This is a genomic window from Pseudofrankia coriaricola (assembly GCF_001854805.1).
GTDB lineage: Bacteria > Actinomycetota > Actinomycetes > Frankiales > Frankiaceae > Pseudofrankia.
On record NZ_MBLO01000191.1, the window covers coordinates 63,840 to 86,725 of the forward strand.

Annotated in this window: 21 protein-coding genes; 11 read left to right on the forward strand and 10 right to left on the reverse strand. The window is 73.8% G+C overall.

All coding sequences use genetic code 11. The features are described from left to right. Window positions 1-11 precede the first annotated feature (11 nt). The 4 genes from BCD48_RS21865 to BCD48_RS21880 form a co-directional block, all read right to left on the reverse strand. A complete protein-coding gene (locus BCD48_RS21865; RefSeq protein WP_071050256.1) occupies window positions 12-890 on the reverse strand; it encodes a cytochrome c biogenesis CcdA family protein in 879 nt (292 codons plus the stop codon). Window positions 891-936: 46 nt separating this feature from the next. Next, the gene (locus tag BCD48_RS21870; RefSeq protein ID WP_198543342.1) at window positions 937-1,512 is read right to left on the reverse strand and encodes a redoxin domain-containing protein; all 576 of its coding nucleotides are present in this window, start codon (window positions 1,510-1,512) and stop codon (window positions 937-939) included. Window positions 1,513-1,616: 104 nt separating this feature from the next. Further along, complete coding sequence (locus BCD48_RS21875) at window positions 1,617-2,381, reverse strand: ABC transporter permease (protein ID WP_071050257.1); 765 nt, start codon at window positions 2,379-2,381, stop codon at window positions 1,617-1,619. A 33-nt stretch (window positions 2,382-2,414) separates the two neighbouring features. Further along, window positions 2,415-3,374, reverse strand: coding sequence for an ATP-binding cassette domain-containing protein (locus BCD48_RS21880; RefSeq protein ID WP_071050258.1), 960 nt, complete (start codon window positions 3,372-3,374; stop codon window positions 2,415-2,417). A gap of 237 nt (window positions 3,375-3,611) precedes the next feature. Between BCD48_RS21880 and BCD48_RS21885 the strand changes: the two genes are divergently transcribed. Further along, window positions 3,612-4,733, forward strand: coding sequence for a MarR family winged helix-turn-helix transcriptional regulator (locus tag BCD48_RS21885; RefSeq protein WP_071050259.1), 1,122 nt, complete (start codon window positions 3,612-3,614; stop codon window positions 4,731-4,733). Between the two features lie 21 nt (window positions 4,734-4,754). Here BCD48_RS21885 and BCD48_RS21890 read toward each other — a convergent pair whose 3' ends face one another. Both BCD48_RS21890 and BCD48_RS21895 read right to left on the reverse strand, forming a co-directional pair. Beyond that, a complete protein-coding gene (locus tag BCD48_RS21890; RefSeq protein WP_083419012.1) occupies window positions 4,755-5,780 on the reverse strand; it encodes a PaaI family thioesterase in 1,026 nt (341 codons plus the stop codon). Window positions 5,781-5,911: 131 nt separating this feature from the next. Then, on the reverse strand, window positions 5,912-6,784 hold the full coding sequence (locus tag BCD48_RS21895; protein ID WP_071050260.1) for a DUF5995 family protein: 873 nt from the start codon (window positions 6,782-6,784) through the stop codon (window positions 5,912-5,914). A 667-nt stretch (window positions 6,785-7,451) separates the two neighbouring features. Between BCD48_RS21895 and BCD48_RS54970 the strand changes: the two genes are divergently transcribed. The 8 genes from BCD48_RS54970 (at window position 7,452) to BCD48_RS21930 (ending at window position 17,387) form a co-directional block, all read left to right on the forward strand. Next, window positions 7,452-7,583, forward strand: a complete 132-nt coding sequence (locus BCD48_RS54970) for a hypothetical protein (RefSeq protein WP_274536563.1) — start codon at window positions 7,452-7,454, stop codon at window positions 7,581-7,583. Beyond that, window positions 7,576-9,990, forward strand: coding sequence for a sensor histidine kinase (locus tag BCD48_RS21900; RefSeq protein ID WP_312629529.1), 2,415 nt, complete (start codon window positions 7,576-7,578; stop codon window positions 9,988-9,990). Before BCD48_RS54970 ends, BCD48_RS21900 begins: the two co-directional genes overlap by 8 nt. A gap of 301 nt (window positions 9,991-10,291) precedes the next feature. Continuing rightward, window positions 10,292-11,485: an agmatinase family protein gene (locus BCD48_RS21905; RefSeq protein ID WP_116271615.1), complete on the forward strand. Its 1,194-nt coding sequence runs from the start codon at window positions 10,292-10,294 to the stop codon at window positions 11,483-11,485. Window positions 11,486-11,602: 117 nt separating this feature from the next. Beyond that, the gene (locus tag BCD48_RS21910; protein WP_116271616.1) at window positions 11,603-12,760 is read left to right on the forward strand and encodes an ABC transporter substrate-binding protein; all 1,158 of its coding nucleotides are present in this window, start codon (window positions 11,603-11,605) and stop codon (window positions 12,758-12,760) included. Window positions 12,761-13,007: 247 nt separating this feature from the next. Continuing rightward, window positions 13,008-13,916, forward strand: coding sequence for an ABC transporter permease (locus tag BCD48_RS21915; RefSeq protein WP_083419014.1), 909 nt, complete (start codon window positions 13,008-13,010; stop codon window positions 13,914-13,916). Continuing rightward, window positions 13,913-14,905: an ABC transporter ATP-binding protein gene (locus BCD48_RS21920; protein ID WP_198543343.1), complete on the forward strand. Its 993-nt coding sequence runs from the start codon at window positions 13,913-13,915 to the stop codon at window positions 14,903-14,905. The genes BCD48_RS21915 and BCD48_RS21920 overlap by 4 nt, the downstream gene beginning before the upstream one ends. 229 nt (window positions 14,906-15,134) lie before the next feature. Then, window positions 15,135-15,788, forward strand: a complete 654-nt coding sequence (locus BCD48_RS21925; protein ID WP_071050261.1) for a PadR family transcriptional regulator — start codon at window positions 15,135-15,137, stop codon at window positions 15,786-15,788. A gap of 315 nt (window positions 15,789-16,103) precedes the next feature. After that, window positions 16,104-17,387 carry an FAD-dependent oxidoreductase gene (locus BCD48_RS21930; protein ID WP_071050262.1) on the forward strand — a complete coding sequence of 428 codons (1,284 nt, stop codon included), beginning with the start codon at window positions 16,104-16,106 and terminating at the stop codon, window positions 17,385-17,387. A gap of 330 nt (window positions 17,388-17,717) precedes the next feature. Here the strand turns inward: BCD48_RS21930 and BCD48_RS21935 are convergent, their stop codons facing one another. Both BCD48_RS21935 and BCD48_RS21940 read right to left on the reverse strand, forming a co-directional pair. After that, window positions 17,718-18,170 (reverse strand): hypothetical protein, encoded by a 453-nt coding sequence (locus BCD48_RS21935; protein ID WP_131804081.1) that lies wholly within the window; start codon window positions 18,168-18,170, stop codon window positions 17,718-17,720. 10 nt (window positions 18,171-18,180) lie between these two features. Further along, the gene (locus tag BCD48_RS21940; RefSeq protein ID WP_131804082.1) at window positions 18,181-18,747 is read right to left on the reverse strand and encodes a hypothetical protein; all 567 of its coding nucleotides are present in this window, start codon (window positions 18,745-18,747) and stop codon (window positions 18,181-18,183) included. Here BCD48_RS21940 and BCD48_RS21945 point away from each other — a divergent pair. Then, window positions 18,746-19,402 carry a response regulator gene (locus tag BCD48_RS21945; protein WP_071050265.1) on the forward strand — a complete coding sequence of 219 codons (657 nt, stop codon included), beginning with the start codon at window positions 18,746-18,748 and terminating at the stop codon, window positions 19,400-19,402. The two genes, BCD48_RS21940 and BCD48_RS21945, sit on opposite strands and share 2 nt — an antisense overlap. A 7-nt stretch (window positions 19,403-19,409) precedes the next feature. Next, the gene (locus BCD48_RS21950; protein ID WP_071050266.1) at window positions 19,410-21,626 is read left to right on the forward strand and encodes a sensor histidine kinase; all 2,217 of its coding nucleotides are present in this window, start codon (window positions 19,410-19,412) and stop codon (window positions 21,624-21,626) included. A 43-nt stretch (window positions 21,627-21,669) separates the two neighbouring features. On the opposite strand, the gene BCD48_RS21955 is transcribed toward BCD48_RS21950, so the two are convergent. Continuing rightward, window positions 21,670-22,626, reverse strand: a complete 957-nt coding sequence (locus tag BCD48_RS21955; RefSeq protein WP_071050267.1) for an alpha/beta hydrolase fold domain-containing protein — start codon at window positions 22,624-22,626, stop codon at window positions 21,670-21,672. Between the two features lie 6 nt (window positions 22,627-22,632). Next, window positions 22,633-22,779, reverse strand: a complete 147-nt coding sequence (locus BCD48_RS21960; protein ID WP_071050268.1) for a DUF1059 domain-containing protein — start codon at window positions 22,777-22,779, stop codon at window positions 22,633-22,635. Window positions 22,780-22,886 lie beyond the last annotated feature (107 nt).

The following is a 22,886-nucleotide window of genomic DNA, read 5'->3' on the forward strand; positions in this document are numbered from 1 at the left end:
AGCATCCAGGCTCAGGTGGCCGGCGGAGGCCCGGAGCGGCGGTCGCGGGCCCATGGTCGCCGCGCCGCGACGGCCAGCCCGACGGCAAGCGCGAGCAGGGCGATCAGGATGGCGAGCAGGGCGGTTGCGCCCGCTGCGCGGACCCAGTCGGCGAGCGTGCCCTGCAGGCGGGTCGCGGCGCGGACCACGGGGTCGGCGGCGTCGGCGCCGCCGAACACCCGCAGCTCGTAGACGCCGTAGTAGATGACGTAGCAGCCGGCGGCGACGAGCAGCGCGCCGCCGGCCCGGCCGGCGTAGGCCTGGGCGCGGCGCAGCCGGCGGGTGACGCTGTCGCGGGCGAGCGCGGCGGCGACGGTGACGACGCCGACGACCAGGCCCATCCCGGCGGCGTACACGACGAAAACGGCCACGCCCGCGGCCAGGCTCGCCGACGAGAAGGTCGACGTCGTCACGGCGAGAAACGGCCCTACGGTGCAGGACAGCGAGGCCAGCGCGTACGACACCCCGTACAGCGCGGTCGACCAGACGGTCCCGTCGACCCGCGCCGAACGCGGCTTCGGTAGCCGCACCCACGTCTCGCGCCCGGCGGCCATGGCGACGCCGAGCGCGACCAGCCCGATCCCGACGACGATGGTCACCCACGGCAGCCACCGTCCGACCGACAGCGCCAGCGGCGTCACTACCAGTCCGAACAGGCCGAACACCAGGACGAACCCGCCGGTCATCGCCATCGTCATCCCGGCGGCCCGCCGCAGCGCCCCGAGGCGGGCCGGCCGGGTGTGGTCGACGACGACCAGCGAGACATAGCCGGGCAGCAGCGCGAAGCCGCAGGGGTTCACCGCGGCGACCATGCCGGCCGTCAACGCGAGCGCGTACGGCGTCCCGGCCATCAGCTCGTGCCCGTCAGCCTGGCGGACGGTCGTCGGCTGGCGTCGGTCAGCTCGTCACCAGCCGCTCCGTGTACATGTTCAGCTCGGCCTCCGACAGCAGGCCCTGAAGAGTCTTGACCTGTCCGTCGGCGGTGATGAACGACAGCGCGGGCTGCTCGTCGACGCCGAACGAGGCCCACAGCGCGCCGTGGTCGTCGACCGCGTGTGGGAATGTGCCGAGCCCCGTGTCGGCGACGAACTTCCGCATCTCCGCGACGGTCCCGAGCCCGGCGATGCCGACGAACTGGACCTTGTCGCCGAACTTCTTCTGCGCCCTGGCGATCTCCGGCGCCTCGCCCCGGCAGATCGGGCACCACGGCGCCCAGAACCACAGCACCGCCGGCCGCCCGGCGAGCGACGCCCCCGAGAGCCGCCCTCCATCGACCGTCGCGGCGTCGAACCGCAGCTGCGCGGGCACCGAGCCCCCGCCGGTACCGACGGCCGCCGGTGAGCCGCCACCGCACCCCGCGATTCCCACCAGCCCGGCTACCACCAGCCCGACAGCCACCAGCCTCGCCCCCGCGAGCCTCACCCGCGTGAGCCGGGGCCGCCGGGTGACCCGCGCACGCGCCAAGATGTCCACCCGCCCATCGTCGCTCGCCCCCGCCCTGCCTCCGGGCCGGACTGTCGCCCAGCCGACGCTCGGCGCGGGCGCGGTGGCGGGCGCCGGTGCCAGCCGCCGCGGGGTCAGGTGATGCGCATGTCCTCGGTGTTGCTGAAGCGGCGGGTGCCGAAGACCACGAGCAGGACGCTGAGGGCGAGGGTGACGACGATGCCGAGCCAGGCGCTGCCGGAGCCGAGCATCAGGGCGCGGACGGCATCGACTGTGTGCCGCAGCGGGTTGGCCTCGGCGGTGTCGTCCAGCCAGCCCGGCGCGAGCGTGAGCGGCAGGAGCACCCCGGACAGCAGCAGTACCGGCAGCGACACGCCCTGGACCACCGGGGCGAGGGCGTCCTCGCTGCGCAGGATGAGCGCGAGGCCGTAGCCGAGGCAGGACAGGCCGACGCCGAGCGCCAGCAGCACCAGGGCGGCGATGATCATTCCGGCGTGGATGTGCAGCCCGAGTGGGATGGCGAGGCCGACGAGGATCCCGCCCTGGATGATGACGAGCGTCGCATCCCGGCCGGCGCGGCCGAGCAGCAGCGCGAGCCGGCTGATCGGCGTCACCGAGAGCCGTTCCAGCACGCCCTGGCGCATCTCGGACAGCAGCGCGAACCCGTTGAACGCGCAGTTGAAGAGGACGAGCTGCACCAGCAGGCCGGGGATGAACACGTCCCAGCTGCTGGTTCCCGCCGGCCAGCCGCGGGTGACCCCGCTGTTGTCGAGCATCGGGCCGAACAGGTAGAGGTAGAACAGGGGCTGGGCGAGCCCGATGATGATCCAGCTCGGCTCCCGCAGCACCGCGCGGCATGCGCGGGCATAGGTGAGCTGGACGTCGGAGAAGAAGCGCATGGACGGCTTCCCTTTCGGGGGCGAGGGCGGCGACTAAATGCCGGCGGTGGCCAGCGGGTGGCCGGTGGCGGTGAGGAAGACGTCGTCGAGGCTCGGGCGGGTCAGCGTCAGCGTGATGACCGGGGTCGACAGGCTGTCGAGCAGGCGCAGCAGGTCGGTGACGGCGCGGGAGCCGTCGTCGACGTAGACGCGCAGCGTCTTCGCGTCGACCTCGTCTACGCCGCGGCACCACGGCTGCTCGCGGACCACCGGGGCGACCGCCTCGGGCCTGCCCGCGGGGAGGGTGACGACGATGCCGTCCCCGGCGACCTGGCTCTTCAGCTCGTCCGGGCGGCCGGTCCGCGCGACCTTGCCCTTGTGGATGATCGCCACCCGGTCGCAGAGCTCGTCGGCCTCCTCCAGGTAGTGGGTGGTGATCAGGATCGTCGTGCCCGCGTCCCGGACCGCGCGGATCTCGGCCCACACCTCGGCGCGGCTCGCCGGGTCCAGCCCGGTGGTCGGCTCGTCGAGCAGCAGCAGCTCGGGGGAGTTGACGAGCCCGATGGCGATGTCGAGCCGGCGGCGCATGCCGCCCGACCAGGTGCCGAGGCGCCGCTCGGCCGCGTCGGTCAGGCTGAACCGGCCCAGCAGCTCGTCCGCCCGGGCGAGCGCGTCGGCCTTCGACAGGCCGAACACGCGTCCCTGCATGACGAGCTCGGCGCGCGCGGTCTCGGCCGAGTCGGTGCCGCCGCCCTGGGCGACGAACCCGATCCGCCGCCGCACCGCGGCCCGTTCACGCGCCACGTCGTGGCCGGCGACGATCGCGGTACCGGAGGTCGGCGGCAGCAGGGTCGTGAGCATGCGCATCGTGGTCGACTTGCCGGCGCCGTTCGGACCGAGCAGCCCGAAGACCTCGCCAGGGTCGACCTTCAGGTCGATCCCGTCGACGGCGACGACGGGTTCGGCGCGCTTCGACCGGCGGAACTCCCGGCGCAGCGCATGGGTGGCGATCATGTGACGTCCGTTCGTCGGGGTGGGGACCCAGCCGCCCTCCAGGATCTCGACGCCATCGTGACCGCCACCACCGACAGGTTCGGGGCCGTGACGAGCGGGGCGAGGCGGCCGGACCGTGCCAACGGAACCGTGGGGCTGGTGACGGTTTCCTCTGCGTGAGAACTTGTCTGAGTGAGTAAGACAATGCGATACTGAGAGAGTGACGGCCAAGGTGTCAAGGTTTTTTCGGGGCCGGCGGTGACCGCCGGCCGCGCGCGGGACCGTGCCGTCGACGGTGCCGTCGACGGCGACGGCGACCTGGACGCACTGCTGCGCGAGCTGGTGTCGGCGGCGCAGCTGTTCCAGGCGGCGGCCGGCGTGCGCGCCCGCCTCACGCCGACCGAGCTCGCCGTGCTCACGATCCTGCGGTCCAGCCCGCGCCTGGCCGGGCAGCTCTCGGCGGCCACCCGGCTCACGACCGGCGCGATCACCAAGGTGCTCGACGGCCTGGAACGGCGCGGCTTCCTTACCCGCGCGCCCGACCCTGGCGACCGGCGACGGGTCATCGTGACGGCGGTCGCCGAACGGGTCGCCGCGCTCGACGTGCTCCTCGGGCCCATGACCGACGCCGCCGCGACGATCCAGTCCACGTTCAGCCCCGCCGACCAGCGCACCATCGCCCGCTTCCTGGCCGCGACCACCGAGATGCTGCGCGACCAGACGCAGTCCCTGCGCGACGGCCCGGGCACCACGGCCTCGCCTGTCACCCAGGGGGCGCCGCTCGGCGTGGCCTCCCGGGCGCGGCTGCGCCTGACCGGCGGGGTCAGCCATCTGGTGATCGTCGGTGGCGGGGACGACCTCCCCGGCGACAGCCTCTACCAGGGCACCTTCCCCGGCGGCGGGCCGACGAGCAAGGTCCTGGTCCGCCCGGACGAGACGGAGGTGCGCATCCAGTTCGGCCGGAACCGGTCGCTGTGGCGGGCCGGCGGGCGGGCGTCGACGCTCACGCTCAGCCCACGCGTCCCCTGGACCATCGACATCGGCGGCGGCGCCGACCACCTCGTCGTCGACGCCGCCGGGCTCGCCCTCGTCTCGGCCTCGCTGACCGGCGGCGCGAACAACCTACGGCTGCGCCTGGGCTCTCCCCGGCCGTCGGCCCGCATCTCGATCACCGGTGGGGTCAAGGCGCTGCGCGTCGAGCGGCCGGCTGGTGTGCCCGTCGACCTGCGGCTGCGCGGCGGCGCGAGCCAGGTCGTCGTCGACGGCAGGCGCCTGGGCCCTCAGGGGACCTGGTCGCAGCCCGGTGCCCTCGGGAAGGACCGCTATGAGCTGGCCGTCACCGGCGGCGTCAAGCACCTCGAGATCGCCCCGCTCAGCTGACGGGAGCCGTGGCGGCCTTGCTCAGGGCCTGCTGGAGCGAGTGACGGTGGCGACGGTGTAGGGGCGGCCGGCGGAGCCGTGGGAGACGACCCGGTAGACGCTCACCGAGCGGCCGCGGTTGACGACGCTGGCGGTGAAGATCACCGGCTCGCTGAGCAGGGCCGGGCGCAGCAGGTTGATCCGCAGCGAGGTCGTGTAGTCCGCCGCGGCCCGCGGGCCCAGCGCGCCGGCGAGCCCCGCCGCGGCCAGGTCCGTGCCGGCGAACAACAGGCCGCCGTGCATCGTCCCGCTCCCGTTCCCGAACGCCTCCAGCGGCGGCACGATCAGCTGGGCGGTCGTCGGCGGGGCGGGCGTCGCGGACGGCGCCGGGCCGCCGGCCAGGACGGCACCCGCGGCCTTCCCGTTGTGGGCGACGGCCGCGGCGACCTGCGCGGGCCAGTCGTCGGCGGTCGGGCGCGGGGCGGGGACGAAGGCCTCGGCACTCGGGCCGCCGACCGACGGCGGCCGGCGCAGGCCCGGGTCGGCGTCGCCGCCGAAGCCCAGGATCAGCGAGCGCCCCAGGTCCGCGATGTCGAGCACCTGGAGGATGGTGCGGTGGTCCGCCGGCTCGATCCGCTCCGGTGGCTCACGCTCCACCTCGGCGACGCCGGCGTGGATCCCGGTCGCGGGGACGAACCGGCTGCGGCCGCTCGCGATCGCCACCACCCGCCCGTCGCCGTCGCGGACCTCGCCGCGCGACACCCCGTCCGCCGGCCCGGCGCCGGCCAGCCGCGACGTGGCCACGAGCTCCGGGCCCGGCCACGGCGGCGGGAACACGACGTCCACCGACAGCTCCGTGGTGACCGAGTGGGTGCCCGCCGGCCGCTGGTTGTGGACCTCGATGCCGATGGCGTCGTCGATGATGACCCCGAGCGCGGCGACGGTCTGCTCGCCGCCGGGGGCCGTCATCCACGGCCCGACCGCCATCGGCACCCGCATGCCGTCGCCCCGGTCCATCGGCCCGACCCGCAACCTGGTCTCCGGGTACTCCCGGGCCGCTGCCCTCACCGCGGCTCTCCTCCCACCTTCACGCCCACCCGGCGACCTCCAGATCGGGCCGTACACGGCGTATCCGTCACCACCAGCGATCATCTCCCGCTCCCGGCCCCGCCGGACGGGCGTGTGCCCAACAACTCACCTCAGCCGTGATGGCTGGCGCAGTAGCTGTCGCGGAAGGCGGTCTGTGGCGGCAGGTAGAGGAACGCTGTGCGCAGAGTGACGGCGATGACGGCCGCCGTCTGCTCGATGGACGCCTCGACCAGGGCGCGCTGCCCCGGAGTCGACGCGCTGACCAGCCGCCAAGCATTGATCCAGGCGGCCTCCCGCCAGCCGGCGATGATCTGCATGAACACCGCGTAGGTAATGCCGTAAGGGCTTTTCAGGTCGTTGATGGTCGGGTCGAACCGCGCGGCGGCCTCGTCGAGCATCGACTCGGCGACCTGGTTGAGGAAGATGTTGACGCGCTCGTGGTCCTCGTGGCGGCTCGTCCCGTCCGGCGCGACCAGGCCAAGCCCGGCCAACACGTAGGGCAGGTCCCGGTTGATGTGGCCGTTCATGCCGAGCAGGATGTCGCCGAGCCCGGAGACGCTCCCGTTCCGCGCCGCCGAGAATGCCACCTGCCAGGCCCGCGGCACGGCGGGCGTGTTGCCCGCGTTCCAGTCGTCGTAAGCGCTGAAGAAATAGGAAGCGAAGAACACGTCCTCGACGTTGACGAACGCCGGGTCCTGGAAGAATCCGGGCGTGACGGTGGCTTGTTGGTATTGCTGGGTCGTGCGCAGGTAGGCGAGTGTGAACGGCGCCCGGTGGTCGCAGCTCGCCGCGAGCTGGCTGAGTATCGCGTCCATCCGCGCGACCGTGACGGGGACGCAGTCGGGGTTTCCGCCCAGGCAGTGGTCGATCTGGCCCGGGGTGTACCACGCCGACAGCGACGGCCGGTACGCGGGGACACCGGTGAGCTCCACGGGTGTGTCCGCCCGCGCGGGGCCGCCGCCGAGGGCCGCCGTCGCGGCCATGGTGACTCCGAGAGCGAGGGCCGCTGACGCTCGCGCGCCAGGCCGGCGCGCGGGCGCCCGGTGTTTTGGAATGTGGCGCTCGCGCCTGGTCGAGAACGGCATGGCGTCACCCTAGGGCCGAGAACCCTTCACCAGAATGCGTCTCGGCCGCGACCACTCGCGGATCACGCCGCCGATTCTTCGACGCATTGTTGTGGGGCAGGGTGGCTGCCCCCGGACCTGGCTAGGTGATGTCCACCAGGTCCGTGACATCAATGTGTCCAAGGGTCGTCCGTGGGTGTCGGAAGAAAGAACAATCTGTATAGAGAATGCGTGTCCGGTACTTACCGTTCTGTCGAGGGGAGGTGGGTGCGAAATCGGCTGACAGAGAGGATCGTCCGGGTTGTACCATGCCCTTTTGGGCTAGCCGGCGGCGGCCGTGGGGCCTCCGGTGGCGCGTCGCCCGCGCCAGTCCGGGATAAGTCCCGCCGCGTCGGCCCTAAGGTGTGAAACGGGTGTGGTGCCGCACGGATCCACACCCGCGTCGTGACGGGAACGGGGTCAGCGCGTACGGTGTCGAACGGTATCGAGACGCGCACTGTCGGGTGGGCGTCTGGCTGGGGACGAGCCGCTGGGTGCTGACCGAGACCTTGCCGGGGGCCAGGGGGAGTCTGGGGATGGCGTGGGCATGACGGATGTGGCGCGCGCCGAGGCCGAACGGGCGGACGAGGCCGTGGGCTGGCCGGACGACACGGTCGGCGCGGCTGTGGAGACACCCGCCGGGCAGGGTGCGCGCGGCTCGGTGCCGGCCCATGAATGACGACCACGGCGCGAGAACCGACCACCACGCGGGCGCCGAAAGCGCGTCCTCGGACAGCCGCGGCTACGGCGAGGGCGCGGGCCACGCTCCGGACGCCGGCCTCGACGCTACTGGACCGAACGCCGCCGTCGGTTTCGGCGCTTGGCAGGCCACCATGGCGGACGCGGGCGGCGGCCTCCCGGGCAGCGGCCAGCCTGGCGCGGACCCGCCCGGCGGCGACGCGGACCCCTACCGTGGCCAGGCCGAGGGCGCCCGGCCCGGCGGTGGCGAGTACGACCGCGGCTATCAGCCCGGCCACGTCGGCGACCAGCTGGGCCTGGACAACCGGCGCGGCGATGACGCCCGGCCCGGTGGCGCTGGCCGCATGGGTGTCGTGCCCGGCGGGTTCGGCTCGACGACGCCCGCGCCGCTCAGGCACCTCTCGCCGATCCGCCCCCCGGCGCCGCCCGAGGCGACCTCGGGCCTGGCCGGCACCGGAACGGCGCGGCCGGGCCAGCCAACCCCCGCGCCCGCCCAGATACGGCCAGAGGCCGGGCCATACCCGCCGGCTCCCGCCCGCGGGCGGGAGCCCGCCGCCCCGGGCGCGTCGGTGACGCCGGTCCCCCCACCGAGGCCGTCGGCCGCGGCCGGGCCGCCCGCGCCGACGGCGAGGCACCCGGTCCTGGACGGCCCGACCATGCCGGCCGCCCGCACGTCGATGGCGGCCGGGCTCGACGCCCTGAACCTGCTCGACACCCTCGCCGAGGTCGTGTTCCGTACTGACGCCGAAGGGTGCTGGACCTACCTGAACCCGGCCTGGACCCGGCTGACCGGGTTCAGCATCGCCGAGAGCCTCGGAAACCGGTTCATCTCCTATGTCCACCCCGAGGAGATCGAGCACACCATCGCCCTGTTCATGGCGGTGGTCGTCGGTGGAGCGGACCACTGCCATCACGAGACCCGCTACCGCATCGCCGACGGGACCTACCGCCGGGTGCAGATCCGCGCGAGGGTGCTGCGCGATGACGCCGGCGAGGTCGTCGGCAACATGGGCACGATCATCGACGTCACCGACGCCCGCTTCGGCGCGGAGATGGCCGGCGAGCAGAGCGCGCTGCTGGAGCTCGTGCCTACCGGTGGCAAGATCGACGATCTACCGGTCGGCGTTGTGATCTACGACCCCGGCCTGACGGTGCGCCGCGCGTCCCGCGTGGTCGACCGGCTGGTCGGCACCCAGACCCGGTCCGGCGACACGGTCGACGTGCTGTCCCTGCAACTGCGTCCGGCGGCGCTCGGCGGCCCGGCGCTCGGCGGCGAGTGGGGCCTTGTCGCCACGGCCCGCCGCACCCGGCAGGCCCAGATCGGCGACCTCGACGTGCTGCCGGCCCGCGCGGCCGCCACCCAGGACGCCGCCGCCGGGCGGCCCGCCGCGGGGGAGCTCCAGGGGGCCTCCCTGGGCCCGGTGCGCTCGCTGCGCGCCACCGTGATCCCGATGCACGACGACGGTGATACCCAGGTCGCCGTCGTGTTCTCCGACATCACCGACCTGCGCCGCGCCGAGCGCCAGCAGGCGGCGCTGGCCTACCTCGGCCAGCGTGCGCTGACCACGCTCGACGTGCCCGCCCTGCTGATCGAGGCTGTCGAGCTGGTCGCCTCCACGCTCGCCGTCGAGCGCTGCGACCTCGTCGAGTGCATCGAGTTCGCCACCCCGGCCGGTGGCCGGGCCAGCCGCGCCGGGTTCGGCGAAGCCCACGACGACGCCGCGGCCGCCTCCGATGGCCCTGGCGGCCCCGGCGGTGCCGTGGGCGTCGCCAGGATCGCCGACGTCGGAGGCGGCGGCGCGCGGCCGACGGGTGATGTCCAGGCGCATGTGCGCGCCTGCTACGGCCGCCACGGCGGCTCCTGGAACGCCGGGCTGGTCTCCGCCGCGCCCGGCTCGTTCGTCTGGACGGTGCTCTCGTCCCGCCAGCCGCTCGTCATCGACGACCTGTCCGGCCACTCCGACATCGCGACGGAGCGCTGGCTGCAGGGCGACGGCGCGGTGGCCAGCGTCGGCGCGCCGATTGGTGTCGGCAGCCGGGCATTCGGCGTGCTGGCCGCGCACAGTGGCACCCGCCGGTGGTTCACCAAGGACGAGGCGCACTTCGTCCAGTCGGTGGCCAACATCATCGCCGCCGCCGTCGAGCTCGCGCAGATGCAGGAGGACCGTGCTCGCCTCGCGGTCTTCGAGGACCGTGACCGGATCGCCTGCGAGCTGCACGACCTCGTCATCCAGCGGTTGTTCTCGGTGGGCCTGCGGCTGCAGTCGCTGACCCGCCTTGTCGCCGAGCCGGGCGTCGGCCGGCTGTCCGCCGCGATCTCCGACCTCGACCAGACCATCGACGAGGTCCGCCGCACCATCTTCGACCTGCGCCCGCCCTACGCCTAGGGGGCAGCGCGGCCGCCGTGAGGCCGCGCGCGGCCGGGATGTTCACGTAGTCGCAACAGTGGTGTTCGGATTCGGTGACACCGGAGGGCTTTGCTGATCTCGACTCACCACCACAGGTGAGGCGCGCCTAGGGTTCCGTCGCGGGAGCGGGCCTGGACCGAGAGGCGAGGCGGGGCGACCGGTCGGCGTCCGGGCGGACGAAGGTACGCCGACGCGGTCGCTCCGTTCCACGGCGGGACAAAAGCCCGGGAGGCCAGCCAGGCCTGGCTGCCTCCAGCCGGGCTCCGCCATAAGGAGCTCCGTGGGTCATCCACAGTCCCACTCCCATGGGCACGGCCATCCGCACCGCCACCTCCCGGAGGGCTTTTCCACCGACGCGTTGCACGAGAACTACGGCCCCGAGGCCCGTTACGCCGTCGCCGCCGAGGAGGCGCTGCCGACGACGAAATGGGACGAGGAGATCGCGCGCGGGCTGGAGTTCGGCCTGCCTGGCGCCGACTCGATCGTCGACCGGCGCATCCCGACGTTCTCCCGGGGAGAGCTGCCGCACTTCGCGGGCATCAACACGTTCCTGAAGGCGCCGTACGTCGAGGACGTGCGCAGGTGTGGCGAGTACGACGTCGTCGTGCTCGGCGCGCCGTTCGACGGCGGCACGACCTACCGACCGGGCACCCGGTTCGGCCCGCAGGGCATCCGGAAGATCTCCGCGCTCTACGGCCCGTACAGCTTCGAGCTCGGCGTCGACCTGCGCGAGTCCATCACGATCGCCGACGTCGGCGACGTGTTCACCATTCCGGCCAACATCGAGAAGACCTTCGACCAGATCACGAAGGCCGTCTCGCACGTCTACGCCTCCGGCGCCTTCCCGGTCGTCCTCGGCGGCGACCACTCCATCGGCTACCCGACGACCAAGGGCGTCGCCGAGAACCTGGACGGCGGCAAGCTAGGCATCATCCACTTCGACCGCCACGTCGACACCCAGGAGACCGACCTCGACGAGCGGATGCACACCACCCCCTGGTTCCACGCCACCGACCTGCCGAACGTGCCGGCGAAGAACCTGGTGCAGATCGGCATCGGCGGCTGGCAGGCGCCCCGGCCCGGCGTGAAGGTCGGCCGGGAACGCGGCACCACGATCATGACGGTCACCGACTGCGTGGAGATGGGCATCGAGGCCGCGGCCGAACGGGCGCTCGAGGTGGCGTGGGACGGCACCGACGCGGTCTGGCTGTCGTTCGACGTCGACTGCCTCGACGCCGCGTTCGTGCCCGGCACCGGCTGGCCCGAGCCCGGTGGCTTCCTGCCCCGCGAGGTCCTGAAGTTCATCCAGCTCATCGCGGACGCGAAGCCGCTCGCCGGCATCGAGGTCGTCGAGTGCTCGCCGCCCTACGACAACGCCGAGATCACCGCGCTGATCTCGGCCCGCGTCATCTGCGACACCCTCGGCTGCCTGGTGCGCGCCGGCCACCTGCCCAAGCGCCGCCCGGCCGCCTGACCCCGCTCCGGACCTCCGATCGCACGCGACCTCGACACCGCCGCGCGGCCCTGTGCGGCGCGGTCCGACAACAGATCCGTATCCGCACGTCCGCTTGCTTCGAAAGGACACCGGTCCGTGTTTCGCACCGTCCTGCGCGGCCTGCTGGGTCAGGGTAGGCGCAGCCATTCCGCTTCCGGCCGCCTGGCCGCCTCCGCCGACTCTGCCAGCTCCGCTGTTCCGCCCGTTTCCGGGATCTCCGCCTTCTCCGCTGGCCGGGCCCGCCGCCGACGGGCGCTCGGCGTCGGCGCGGCGGCTCTTTCGGTGGCGCTGGTCGCCGCGGCCTGCGGCGGCTCCGACGAAAGCTCCGACACCCCGTCCGGCGGTTCCTCGGCCAAGCCGATCACCCTCGCGTTCAGCGCCTGGCCCGGCTGGTTCCCCTGGCAGGTCGCCCAGGAGAAAGGCTTCTTCGAGAAGAACGGCGTCAAGGTCGACCTGAAGTACTTCGACAGCTACACCGACAGCCTGAACGCGCTCGCGACCGGCAACGTCGACGCGAACAGCCAGACACTCAACGACACGCTCGCCTCGGTCGCCGGCGGCGCCGAGGAGACCATTGTCCTCACGAACGACAACTCCACCGGAAACGACCAGATCATCGCCAAGCCCGGGATCAACAGCGTCGCCGACCTGAAGGGCAAGACGGTCGCGGCCGAGCAGGGCACCGTCGACCACTATCTGCTGCTGCTCGCGCTGGCGAAGGCGGGCCTCACGGAGAAGGACATCACCTTCAGCCCGCTGCTGACCGATGCCGCCGCCGCGGCGTTCGTCGCCGGCCAGGTCGACGCGGTCGGCGTGTTCGCGCCGTTCACCACGACCGCGCTCGGCCTCGCCGGCAGCAAGGCGATCGCGACCTCGGCGGACTTCCCCGGCGCCATTCCCGACCATCTCGTGGTCTCGAAGAAACTCGTGTCCGAGAACCCGCAGGGCGTGCAGGGCCTCGTCAACACCTGGTTCCAGACGATCGACTGGATCAAGGCGAACAAGACCGAGGCCTACGCGATCATGGCCAAGCGCGCGGGCGTCTCCGTCGCGGACTACGAGTCGTACGACAAGGGCACCACGATCTTCACCTTGGACCAGAACATCGCGGCGTTCACCCCGGGCTCGACGGACGCGAACCTCGACTTCCAGGCCAAGAAGATCTCCGACTTCCTGGTCAGCACCAAGCTGGTCGACGAGGCCCCGTCGCTCGACGGCGTGCTCGACGACACCTTCATCAAGGCCGTGAAGTAGGCCCGCAAGGCCTCTCAAGCCCTTTAGTGATCCTGGGGACAACGGCCGCCGGTGTGCGAAGGAAGATCATTTTCGCACGCTTTGGCCCTCTAGGGCACTCAAGGCCCGTCAGGGACCGCCGGAAGCCCGCGGGGACGACGCTCGGCGCCCGACCGAGTGCTGTCCCCGCGGGCGGATGGCGGCAGCCGACCAGGGAGAAAGTCAGGTCCGACGTGAGCTACGTGAACCGCCGTCCGGGGCGAGCCTCGTGAGCGGCGCCGAGGCGCCGCCGGCGATGGCGCCGGCGCCCGCCACAGCCCCCGCCGAAGGTCCAGCCCGGCCCGCGGCGGGCGGGCGGGACTGGGGCCCGCCGCCGCGGCGGCGCCCGGCGCGGCCGAGCCGGCTGCCCAAGCTGGGTGACGACGTGTCGCCGTCGACGCGGTGGGCGCTGCGGGCGCTGTCGGTCGCCGTGCCGCTGGTGGTGTGGGTGGTGCTGTCCGCCTCGGGCGCCGTCGACGACACGTTCCTGCCATCGCCCGCGGCGGTGGCGAGGGCCGGGGCAGACATGGCCCGCTCAGGCGAGCTGTTCTCCGACACGGCCTCGAGCGTGCGCAGGGTCGGCCTCGGGTTCCTCATCGCGGTGGCGATCTCGGTGCCGCTGGGGTTCGCGATGGGGTCGATGAGCTGGGCGCAGGCGCTGCTGGAGCCGGTCATCGGCCTGTTGCGTTACATGCCGGCGAGCGCCTTCATCCCCCTGCTGATCATCTGGCTGGGGCTGGGTGAGTCATCGAAGATCGCGCTGCTGGTGATCGGCGTCGTCTTCTTCAACACGCTGATGACGGCGGACGTCGTCCGCCGGATCCCGCGCGACCTGCTGGAGGTGTCGGCGACGCTCGGGGCGCGCCAGCACGAGATCGCCCGCAAGGTCATCCTGCCGTACGCGCTGCCCGGAATGATCGACGCGATGCGGGTGAACGCCGCCGCCGCCTGGAACTTCGTCGTCGTCGCCGAGCTCGTCGCGGCCACCTCGGGCCTCGGCTACCGGATCACCCGAGCCCAGCGCTTCCTGCAGACCGACAAGATCTTCGCGGTGCTCGTCGTCATCGGCGTGATCGGCCTCGTGATCGACATCCTGCTGCGCGTCCTGCGTGACCAGGTCGGAAGGTGGGCGCCGTGAGCGACACATCCCAGCCAGCGGGCGGCGGCTTCGCGGGACCCACGACCCAGCCCGGGCCCTTCGTCCAGTTCGGCCCCGCCGGGGCGACCGAACCCGTCGGGATGCGCAAGTCCGCGGGGCCGCCCGAGCCCGCGGCCGGCCCCGGCGCGGCGGGCGGCGCGCTGCGGCTGCGCGGCGTCGGCATGGACTTCCGCGCGGGCAGGCGCGGCCGCCCCCGCCGCGGGAGGGGCGGCGCGCCGGGCGAGGCGTCGGTCCCGACGCTCGCCGACATCGACTTGGTCGTCGAGCCCGGCGAGTTCGTCTGCATCGTCGGCGCCAGCGGCTCGGGCAAGTCGACGCTGCTGCGCCTGGTCGCCGGCCTGCTGCGCCCGACCGCCGGCGAGGTCACCCTGGACGGCGGGCCGGTTGTGGGCCCCGGCCCGGAGCGTGGCCTCGTCTGCCAGACCGGCGCGCTGTTCCCCTGGCGCACGGCGGCGGCCAACGTCGCGTTCGGCCTGGAGTTGCTGCCGCTCTCCCGCGCCGACCGGAGCCGCCGTGTCGCCTGGCTCCTGCGGGAGGTCGGCCTGGAGCCCTACGCCGACCGGCTGCCCGGGCAGCTGTCCGGCGGCCAGCGCCAGCGGGTCGCCATCGCGCGGGCGCTCGCCTGCGAGCCGCGGGTCGTGCTGCTCGACGAGCCGTTCGGCGCGCTCGACGTGCAGACCAAGGAGGACATGCAGCTTTTCCTGCGCCGCGTCTGGGCCGACACCGGCACGACCGTCCTCATGGTCACCCACGACGTCGAGGAGGCCGTCTTCCTCGGCCAGCGGGTCGTCGTCCTGGCCAGCGACCCGGGCAGGGTCGTCGCGGACATACCCGTGCGGCTCCCGGACGGCCGCGACCTCGCGACCCGCCGCGACTCCGCCTTCCTCGCCCTTCGGTCCGAGGTCGAGGACCTGGTCCGGCTCCACCACCGCGCCCACGCCCGCCGCCTCGCCGAAGCGGCCGGCTGACCCCGCGCGGACGGTCCCGAGGCGCGGCCTCGGCGCGCCCGGGTGACGCGGCCCGGCGGGTGCACGTCAACCACCTCGACTCCAGCCACGTCTGCCTGGTCGCATCCGGCAGCTCTCTCAAATAGTTGACCTCGACTAGTCAATACTGGATAGTCGGAGTCGAACAGCCGAGGGCGCGCCGGTGGACAGGGCAGGATGGAGGTGGCGGAAGTGGCGGGAGGAGAACCGGGTGGCGCGGCGCAAGGTCGGCAATCTGCTGGGGCTGGCCGTCCTGGCCTACCTGACGCAGGCCCCGATGCACCCCTACGAGCTCTCCCGCACGCTGCGGGACAACGGCGACGCGCGCAGCATCAAGTTCAACCACGGCTCGCTGTACATGGTCGTCCAGCAGCTCGCGAAGGCCGGCTTCATCACCGAGGTGGAGACGACGCGCGCGGGCCAGCGCCCTGAGCGCACCGTCTACGGCCTCACCGACGCCGGCCGCGCCGAGCTGCGGGACTGGCTGCGCGAGCTCGTAGCGGAGCCCGAGCACGAGTACCCGAGCTTCGTCTCCGCGCTGTCGCTGATCGGCGCGTTGCACCCGGACGACGCGGTGAGCCTGCTTCGGGCGCGGCTGGATCGTCTCGCCGAACGGCGGGCCGAGATCCAGAAGATGGTCGACGACGCGCTGGCCGCCGGCGTGCTGGAGCTGTTCCTGATCGAGGAGGAGTACCGCCTCGCTCAGGCGGCCACTGAGGCGGACTTCGTCGAACGCCTGGTCGCTCGCATCACCGACCCGGAAACCGGCTGGGCTCCCGCCTGGGCCCAGTTCCACGACGCCCTGGCCGCGGGCAAGGCACCCGAGCCGCCCGTGCCGTCCGCGGACGCGTCCAGCCAGAGGTAGTCCCGCGTTCGCGGTACTGCTGCCGCCTGCTCGCCGACGGCGCGGCGGCGGACGGCGCGGCCGAGCCTGGCCGCCGCCAGGCTCGGCCGCCCAGCGGCACAACGCGCTCAGCAGCGGATGTTCGATCGCGATGAGTAACCGGCTCCTACGCCGGTCCGACTGACTACCCGCGAAGCGCCCGTCGGGCGAGAGAGCTGGCCCGTCCACGCCCTCTGGGCGTTCCGGGACATCCGTCCCACAGCCGTGACGGCCTCCGCCGCGGCCACGCAACACCTCTCTTCGGAAACGTCTGCGCCCTGAAAGGCGGAACTTGTCATGTCCAGAATCCGGAGCGCCATCGTCATCGGCGGTGGGATCGCGGGCCCGGTCGCGGCCGTCGCCCTCGGGAAGGCCGGCATCGAGGCGACCGTGTACGAGGCGTACCAGACCACGGCGGACGGTGTTGGCGGGACGTTGGGCATCGCGCCCAACGGGCTCGACGCGCTCGCCGCCGCCGGCCTCGGCGGGATCGTCGAACCCGTCGGCACGCCGATCACCACCATGGTGATGCGCAACGGCAAGGGCCGCCGGCTCGCGTCGCTCGGCTCACCGGCTGGCCTGCCGAGCCAGTTGCTGGTCTGGCGCCCGGAGCTGTACCGCGCGCTGCACGACGCGGCGGCCCACCACGGCGCGCGGGTCGAGTACGGCAAGCGACTGGTGGCCATCGAGCAGCGCGACGCGGACCCAGACGCGGACACCGCCGGCGGCGTGACGGCGGTGTTCGCCGACGGGAGCCGCGCCAGCGCCGACATTCTCATCGGCGCGGACGGGATCCGCTCGGCCGTCCGCTCGCTGATCGACCCGGCGGCGCCGTCACCGCGCTACGTCGGCCTGCTCGGTTTCGGCGCCCGGCTGTCGGCCGGGTCCGTGGACCCGGGCCGGATCGACCCGACCGGCAGCGAGATGCACTTCGTCTTCGGCAAGCGCGCCTTCTTCGGCTATGTCCTGGCGGCGGACGGCTCCGGTGGCTGGTTCGCGAACCTGCCGCGGGCGACGTCGATGACGGCGTCCGAGGCGCGCGCCGTCGGCGCCGACGAGTGGCTGCGGGTCCTGCGCGAGGCGTTCGCCGACGACCGGCTGCGCACCGTCGACCTCATCAACCGGACCGATCCGGCCGAGTTCATCACCGTCGGCGGGATGGAGGACATTCCCACGGTCCCGACCTGGCACCGCGGCCGGGTGGTCCTCATCGGCGACGCCGCGCACGCCACATCTCCCAGCTCCGGCCAGGGTGCGTCGCTGGCGATCGAGAGCGCCGTGCAGCTGGCCCGCTGCCTGCGAGACCTGCCGTACCCGGAGGCGTTCGCCACCTACGAGGGAATGCGCCGTGACCGCGTGGAGCGGATCATCAAGATGGCCCAGCGCACCAACAGCGACAAGGCGGCCGGCCCGGTCGCCCGCGTGCTGCGCGACCTGATGATGCCCATCGCCATGAGGCTCATGAACCCCGAGTCGTTCTCCTGGCCGATGCGCCACCACATCGACTGGTCCGCCCCGGTCACCCCCGCGGGCGCTCCGGGCGCGGCGCCGCTGGTGTCCGTGGCCTCCTCATCGGCCTGACCACCTGACCAGCCGGCGTCTCGGGTGTCTCGCCCTGGCGCCGGCTCCCTCCGGGCGCTCGGCCCGCCGTCGCGGTGGGGGGAATCGCGGGCGGCGAGCCGAGCGCGCTCTCCGGGAGGGAGGACCCCGGCCGACCCGGGGGCAGAGGGTCGAGGATGAGCCCGCACCAGCCCCAACGGACGCCCGCTGCCGCCGGTTCCGCGCCGGCGGCGTCGCCTAAATGACATCGCCAGCGGCGGCCGGCTCCACACTCCGGGCGACCGCCGGCTCGCTCTCCGACCATGCCGGCGCCGCGGAAGGCCGCCGCGGCGCGCACGGGGCCGGTGTCGCTCAGGAGGTACGCGACCGGCCCGGCGGCGCCATCAGCAGGCAGACCGCCGACAGGTTCAGCAGGACCCAGGCCGCCGCGAGCGCGACCAGCATTGGCTGGACACCGGCCGTGAACAGGCCGGGAAGGGCACCGAGCGCCGACAGGGCCCGGCTGGCCGCGGCGACCCGCGCGGTGGCCGGCGACCGCGATGCCCGCGCGACGACCACGCAGGCGAGTGTCACGACGCCCATCAGCGCGCCGAAGACCAGCACGCTCGTCGGTGGTTTGGCCCCGTCCGCCGACGAGCCTGGCAGGCCGAGGACCAGCAGGTCGCCGACGCCGAGCACGGCCGCGAGGACCAGCCCGGCCCTGGTCCTCCCGGTGAGCCCGGCGCCCGCGGGCGAGGCTCCCTCGGAAGGGGGACGTGAGCCGGCCCGCGGCTGGCCTCCTCGAGACGGTCCACCGGGTGTCATCGCCGGCCCGTCAGCCGCGCCAGGGCCGGACGGGCGCCCGGCGTGGCTCCACCATCAGCTCGACCGCGAGCAGGTTCAGCAGGACCCACAGCGAGGAGACCACGACCAGCCCCGGGGGGACGACGTCACGGAAGAACGCCGGGATCGCGCTGAGCAGCGAGAGCAGCCTGCTCGCCGCGACGACCCGCAGCGCGGTCCGCGACCTGGTGGTCAGCAGGACGACGACGCTTACCACGGTGATGGCACCCAGCAGCATGCCGAACGCGAGGGTCGCCGCTACCGGGCCGCTTCTGGAGAAACTCGGGATGGGCAGCGCGGGGCCGGCGAGCTCGGCGGCGCCGAGCACGGCCGCGAAGCCGAGACCGGTCCTGTTGCGCCGCGACAGTGCCGCGCCTCTCGGCTGGGGCGCGGTCTCGGCGGGCAGCACCGGTCCATGGTCGACCGCTCGGGCACGAGTGTCAGCCCGGTCCGCTCCCACCGGTCCCGGAATCCGCCCGGCCGGCCTGGGAGCACGCTCCCAGGCGGGTGGGAAGGTTCCCAGGGACAACGGGAGCGCGCGGGCGTCATCATCAGGCATGACCTCTGCCGCCGCGCCGCTGCGGGTGCTGCTCGCCGACGACCATGCCGTGGTCCGCCGCGGGATCGCCGCCCTGCTGTCGTCCGTGGGCGGCATCGAGGTGGCCGGCGAGGCGGCGACGGGCGCGGAGGCGATCCGCGAGGCCCAGCTGACCCGGCCCGACGTGGTGGTCATGGACGTGCGGATGCCGGACATGGACGGCGTCGAGGCGACCCGCGGGCTCGCGGCCGCGCTCCCGGAGTGCGCGGTGCTGATGCTGACGATGTTCGACGACGACGAGACCGTGTTCGCCGCGATGCGCGCCGGCGCTCGCGGCTACCTGCTCAAGGGCGCGGCCCAGGACGACATCCTGCACGCGATCCGTTCGGTCGCCGCCGGGCACGTCGTGCTCGGCCCGGGAATCGCGCGCCGGCTGCTCGACCAGGCCGCCGAGCCGCGCGGCCCGGCGCCGGACCCGTTCCCCGAGCTCACCGCCCGGGAGCGCCAGATCCTCGACCTGATCGCCGCCGGGCGCAGCAACGGCGTGATCGCCGCCGAGCTCGGCGTGGCCACGAAGACGGTGGTCAACCACGTCTCGGCGATCTTCGCCAAGCTGCGGCTCGCGACCCGCGCGGAGGCGATCGTGCGGGCTCGGGAAGCGGGCCTCGGCCGGTGACCCGAGCATGACCGGCCAACCGGCGCTCGCCGAGCCCGCCGGTGCCGACGCCGCCCGTTCCGCGCCGGCGGACACCGCGCCGGCGGGACCCGCTCCGCCGGATGCCGCTCCGCCGGACGCCGCGCCCGCCGACACCCAGCCCCCGCTCCCGGGTCCTGGCGGCCCGCCGCCCGCCGTCGTGGCGGGTACCGGGCCGACCGGCACCGTTCCCGGTGCCGCACCGCGTCGGACCGGGGCGTGGGTCTGGCCGAGCGCGCGGCGGGTGTTACCGAAGGGCCCCGTCGGGGTGGCGGCCGTGCTCGTCGTGCTGGCCGTCCTCGGCCTGTGGGCTCCCGGCGGCGTGGGCTGGCGCGGGGTGGGCGCGCTGATCTTCGGAACGGCGTGCGCGGCTACAGCGTGGGCGGTCCTGGCGTTCGGCCCGGATCCCCGTAACCGCTGCGGGCTGGCGATGACCGTGCTCGCGGGCCTCATCCTGGCCAGCGCCGCGGCGCAGACGCTGGCGGGCTGGGGCCTGTCCGGTGCGGACCAGGTATCCGAGGTGCTGTACCTCGTCGCCGTCGGCGTCATCGCCCCGATCGCGGCGGCGCTGTACCCGGACGGCCGGCTGCCGGGATGGATCACGCGGTGGTGCGCCGGGTTCGGGATCGTCGCCGCCGCCCTGGCCGCCGCCCTGGCGCGGGTGGACGAGCGCACCACCATTCCACTCGGCGCCGTCGCCGTCGTACTGCTGGTGGCCGGCGGCTGGGCACGGTTCATGACGGCGACCGGGCAGCAACGTCGGGCGCTGCAGTGGCTGGCCTGGAGCTGCACCGAGACGACGCTCCTCGTGCTGCACGCGATGTTCATCGGCGAGGCGTTCGCGGTCGACCTGCCGCGTGCCTTCTACGTGATCACGTTCGCGCTCGCGGCGCTGCCGCCACCGGTCTGTGCCGCGATCGGGATCATCGACCCGGATCTGCTGGACATCCGCTGGCTGATCAGGAAGTCGTCGGCGTGGACGGTGACGCTGGAGTGCGCGTTCGCGACCACCGCGGGCACGTACGCCGCCCTCGAGCTCGTCGCCGGCCACCCGCCGGGGCGCAGCGCCGTCACCGTGCTGTGCGTCCTGATCGCGGTGCTGTTCCGGCCGGCGATGCGCGCGATCGAGGACCTCGTCGACAGTGTGCTGTTCGGCGGCCGGGCCGACCCGGTGCAGGCGCTGGCGGGCCTCGGCGAGCGGTTCGACGCGGGTGGTGACCCCGCGTCCTGGCTGCCGGCGCTGCGCGCCGGGCTGGCGTTGCCCTACGTGGAGCTGTGGAGCGAGGACAAGCGGGTCGCCACCGCCGGCGCGCCGCCGAGCCCGGTTCCGGCACCTGTGCCGGCGCCCGCGGCTCCGGCGGCGGACCGGTCCGGGGCCGCTCACCCGCCGGAGGCGATGACCACGACCACCGTGCCGCTCGTCGTCGGCGACGAGCGGGTCGGCGCGCTGGTCGTCGGCCTCCCGCCGCAGGTCCACGCGCTGCCGCCCGCGACCCGCAGCGTGCTGCGACTGGTGGCCCCGCCCCTGGCCCAGGCGCTGCGCGCCGCGGCCCTGGCCGAGCAGCTGCGGGTCTCGCGTGGCCAGCTGGTCGAGGCGCTGGAGGAGGAACGCCGCCGGCTGCGCCGTGACCTGCACGACGGACTCGGCCCGATCATGACCGGCGTCGCCTACAGCGCCGACGCCGCGCGCAACCTCGTCCCCGTCGACCCGGACCGGGCGCAGGCCGTGCTCGCGGACCTGCGGGCCGACACCGCCGCGGCGATCACCGAGATCCGCCGGATCGTCTACGGGCTGCGCCCGCCCGCGCTCGACGAGCTGGGCCTCGTCGCGGCCATCCGGCAGGGCTGCAACCGGCTGCGCGCCGCGGACGGCCGCGCGCTGGCCGTCGCGGTCGAGGCACCAGGGGAGCTGCCGCCGCTGCCGGCCGCCGTCGAGGTCGCCGCGTACCGGATCGTCCTGGAGGCCGTGACCAACGCGGCGCGGCACTCCGGCTCGGCGGATGTCTGGCTGAGGGTCGAGGCGCGGGCCGACCGGCTGGTGCTGGCCGTGCGCGACGGCGGCCGCGTGACCGCCGCGAACTGGCGGCCCGGCGTCGGGCTCCAGTCGATGCGGGAGCGCGCTGAGCAGGTCGGCGGCAGCCTGACCGCGGGCCCCGGCCCCGCGGGTGGAGAGATCCACGCCGAGCTCCCAATCGCCCCCGCCTGACCGTCGTCGGCCATCGTCGACGCGGCCGAGTTGGCCTGGTCGGTCACCGGTCGTCGCGGCCCGGGCCTCGCAGGGTGGTCGCGAGGGCCGCGCGGGCGGCCCGGGCCTCGGGGATGGGGAACAGGGGGTAGCAGTGCGGGAGGCCAGGGGCCTCGTGGTAGTCGATCTCCAGGCCGGCGGCGGCCGCCCGGGCGGCGAGGTGGCGGCTGTCGGGAAGCAGCACGTCATGGGTGCCGCACAGGACGGTGAGCGGCGCGAGGCCGGTCAGGACGCCGCGTAGCGGGCTGGCGAGCGGGTCGGCCGGGTCGAGGGCGGCGGCCCAGCACCGGCCGGCCTCGGCGAGGCCGGGAATACCGAGCATCCGGTCCTTCGCGGCGAGCGCCGGCTGGTCGGGGTCGGTCATCGTCACGTCGAGCCAGGGCGAGACGAGCGCGATCCGGTCCGGCTGGGGCGCGCCGCGGTCGCGGGCCACCTGCGCGGCGGCGAGCGCGAGGCCGCCACCGGCGGAGTCGCCCATCAGCACGACCCGCGCCGCGCCGGCCTTGTCGGCCCGAGCCTCGGTCACCAGCTCGGCCAGCAGGCCGGTGACGGCGGGGACGACGTCGGCGGCGACCCCGCGCGGCGCCACCGGGTACATCGGGATCACGAAGCGCGCCGGGACGGCGCGGGTGAGCCGCGCGAGCAGGTACCAGTGCCAGCACAGCATCTCGTTCACGTAGCCGCCACCGTGCAGGTAGAGCACCGTGACGCCGGCGCCCGGCCCGCCGCCCGCCGCCTGGGCCGGGAGGCCCTTCGAGGTGAGCTCGTGGACGGGCCAGCCGGCGCGGTCGGCCACGGTGTGCCGGGTGAGACGGCCGAGCCAGCGCGGCGCGTCGACGGCGGTCGGGGCCGCCGCCTGGGCGGCGATGCGCGCCCGGATGGCCTCGGCCGTCCAGGCGCGGTCCCCGCCCATGACCGGCAGCGCGACCGACTCGGCGAGCCGCGCCCGGAGGCTCGGCACGCCCGGTCAGAAAGCCATGAAGAGAATGGCGTCGCGGTCGTATTCCAGGTGGGGGTGCTTCTCGGCCAGGTGGGCCTGGGCCTTCTCGACGAGGTCGTCCTCGTTCTCGCCCACGATCCGCGTGCCGCAGGGGCAGTCAAGAGTCGTCTTCACCGGTGCCTCCTTTAGTGATCCTTGGGACAACGGCCGCCGGGTGTGCGAAGGAAGATCATTTTCGCACACCCTTTGGCCCTCTAGTGATCCTTGGGACAACGGCCGCC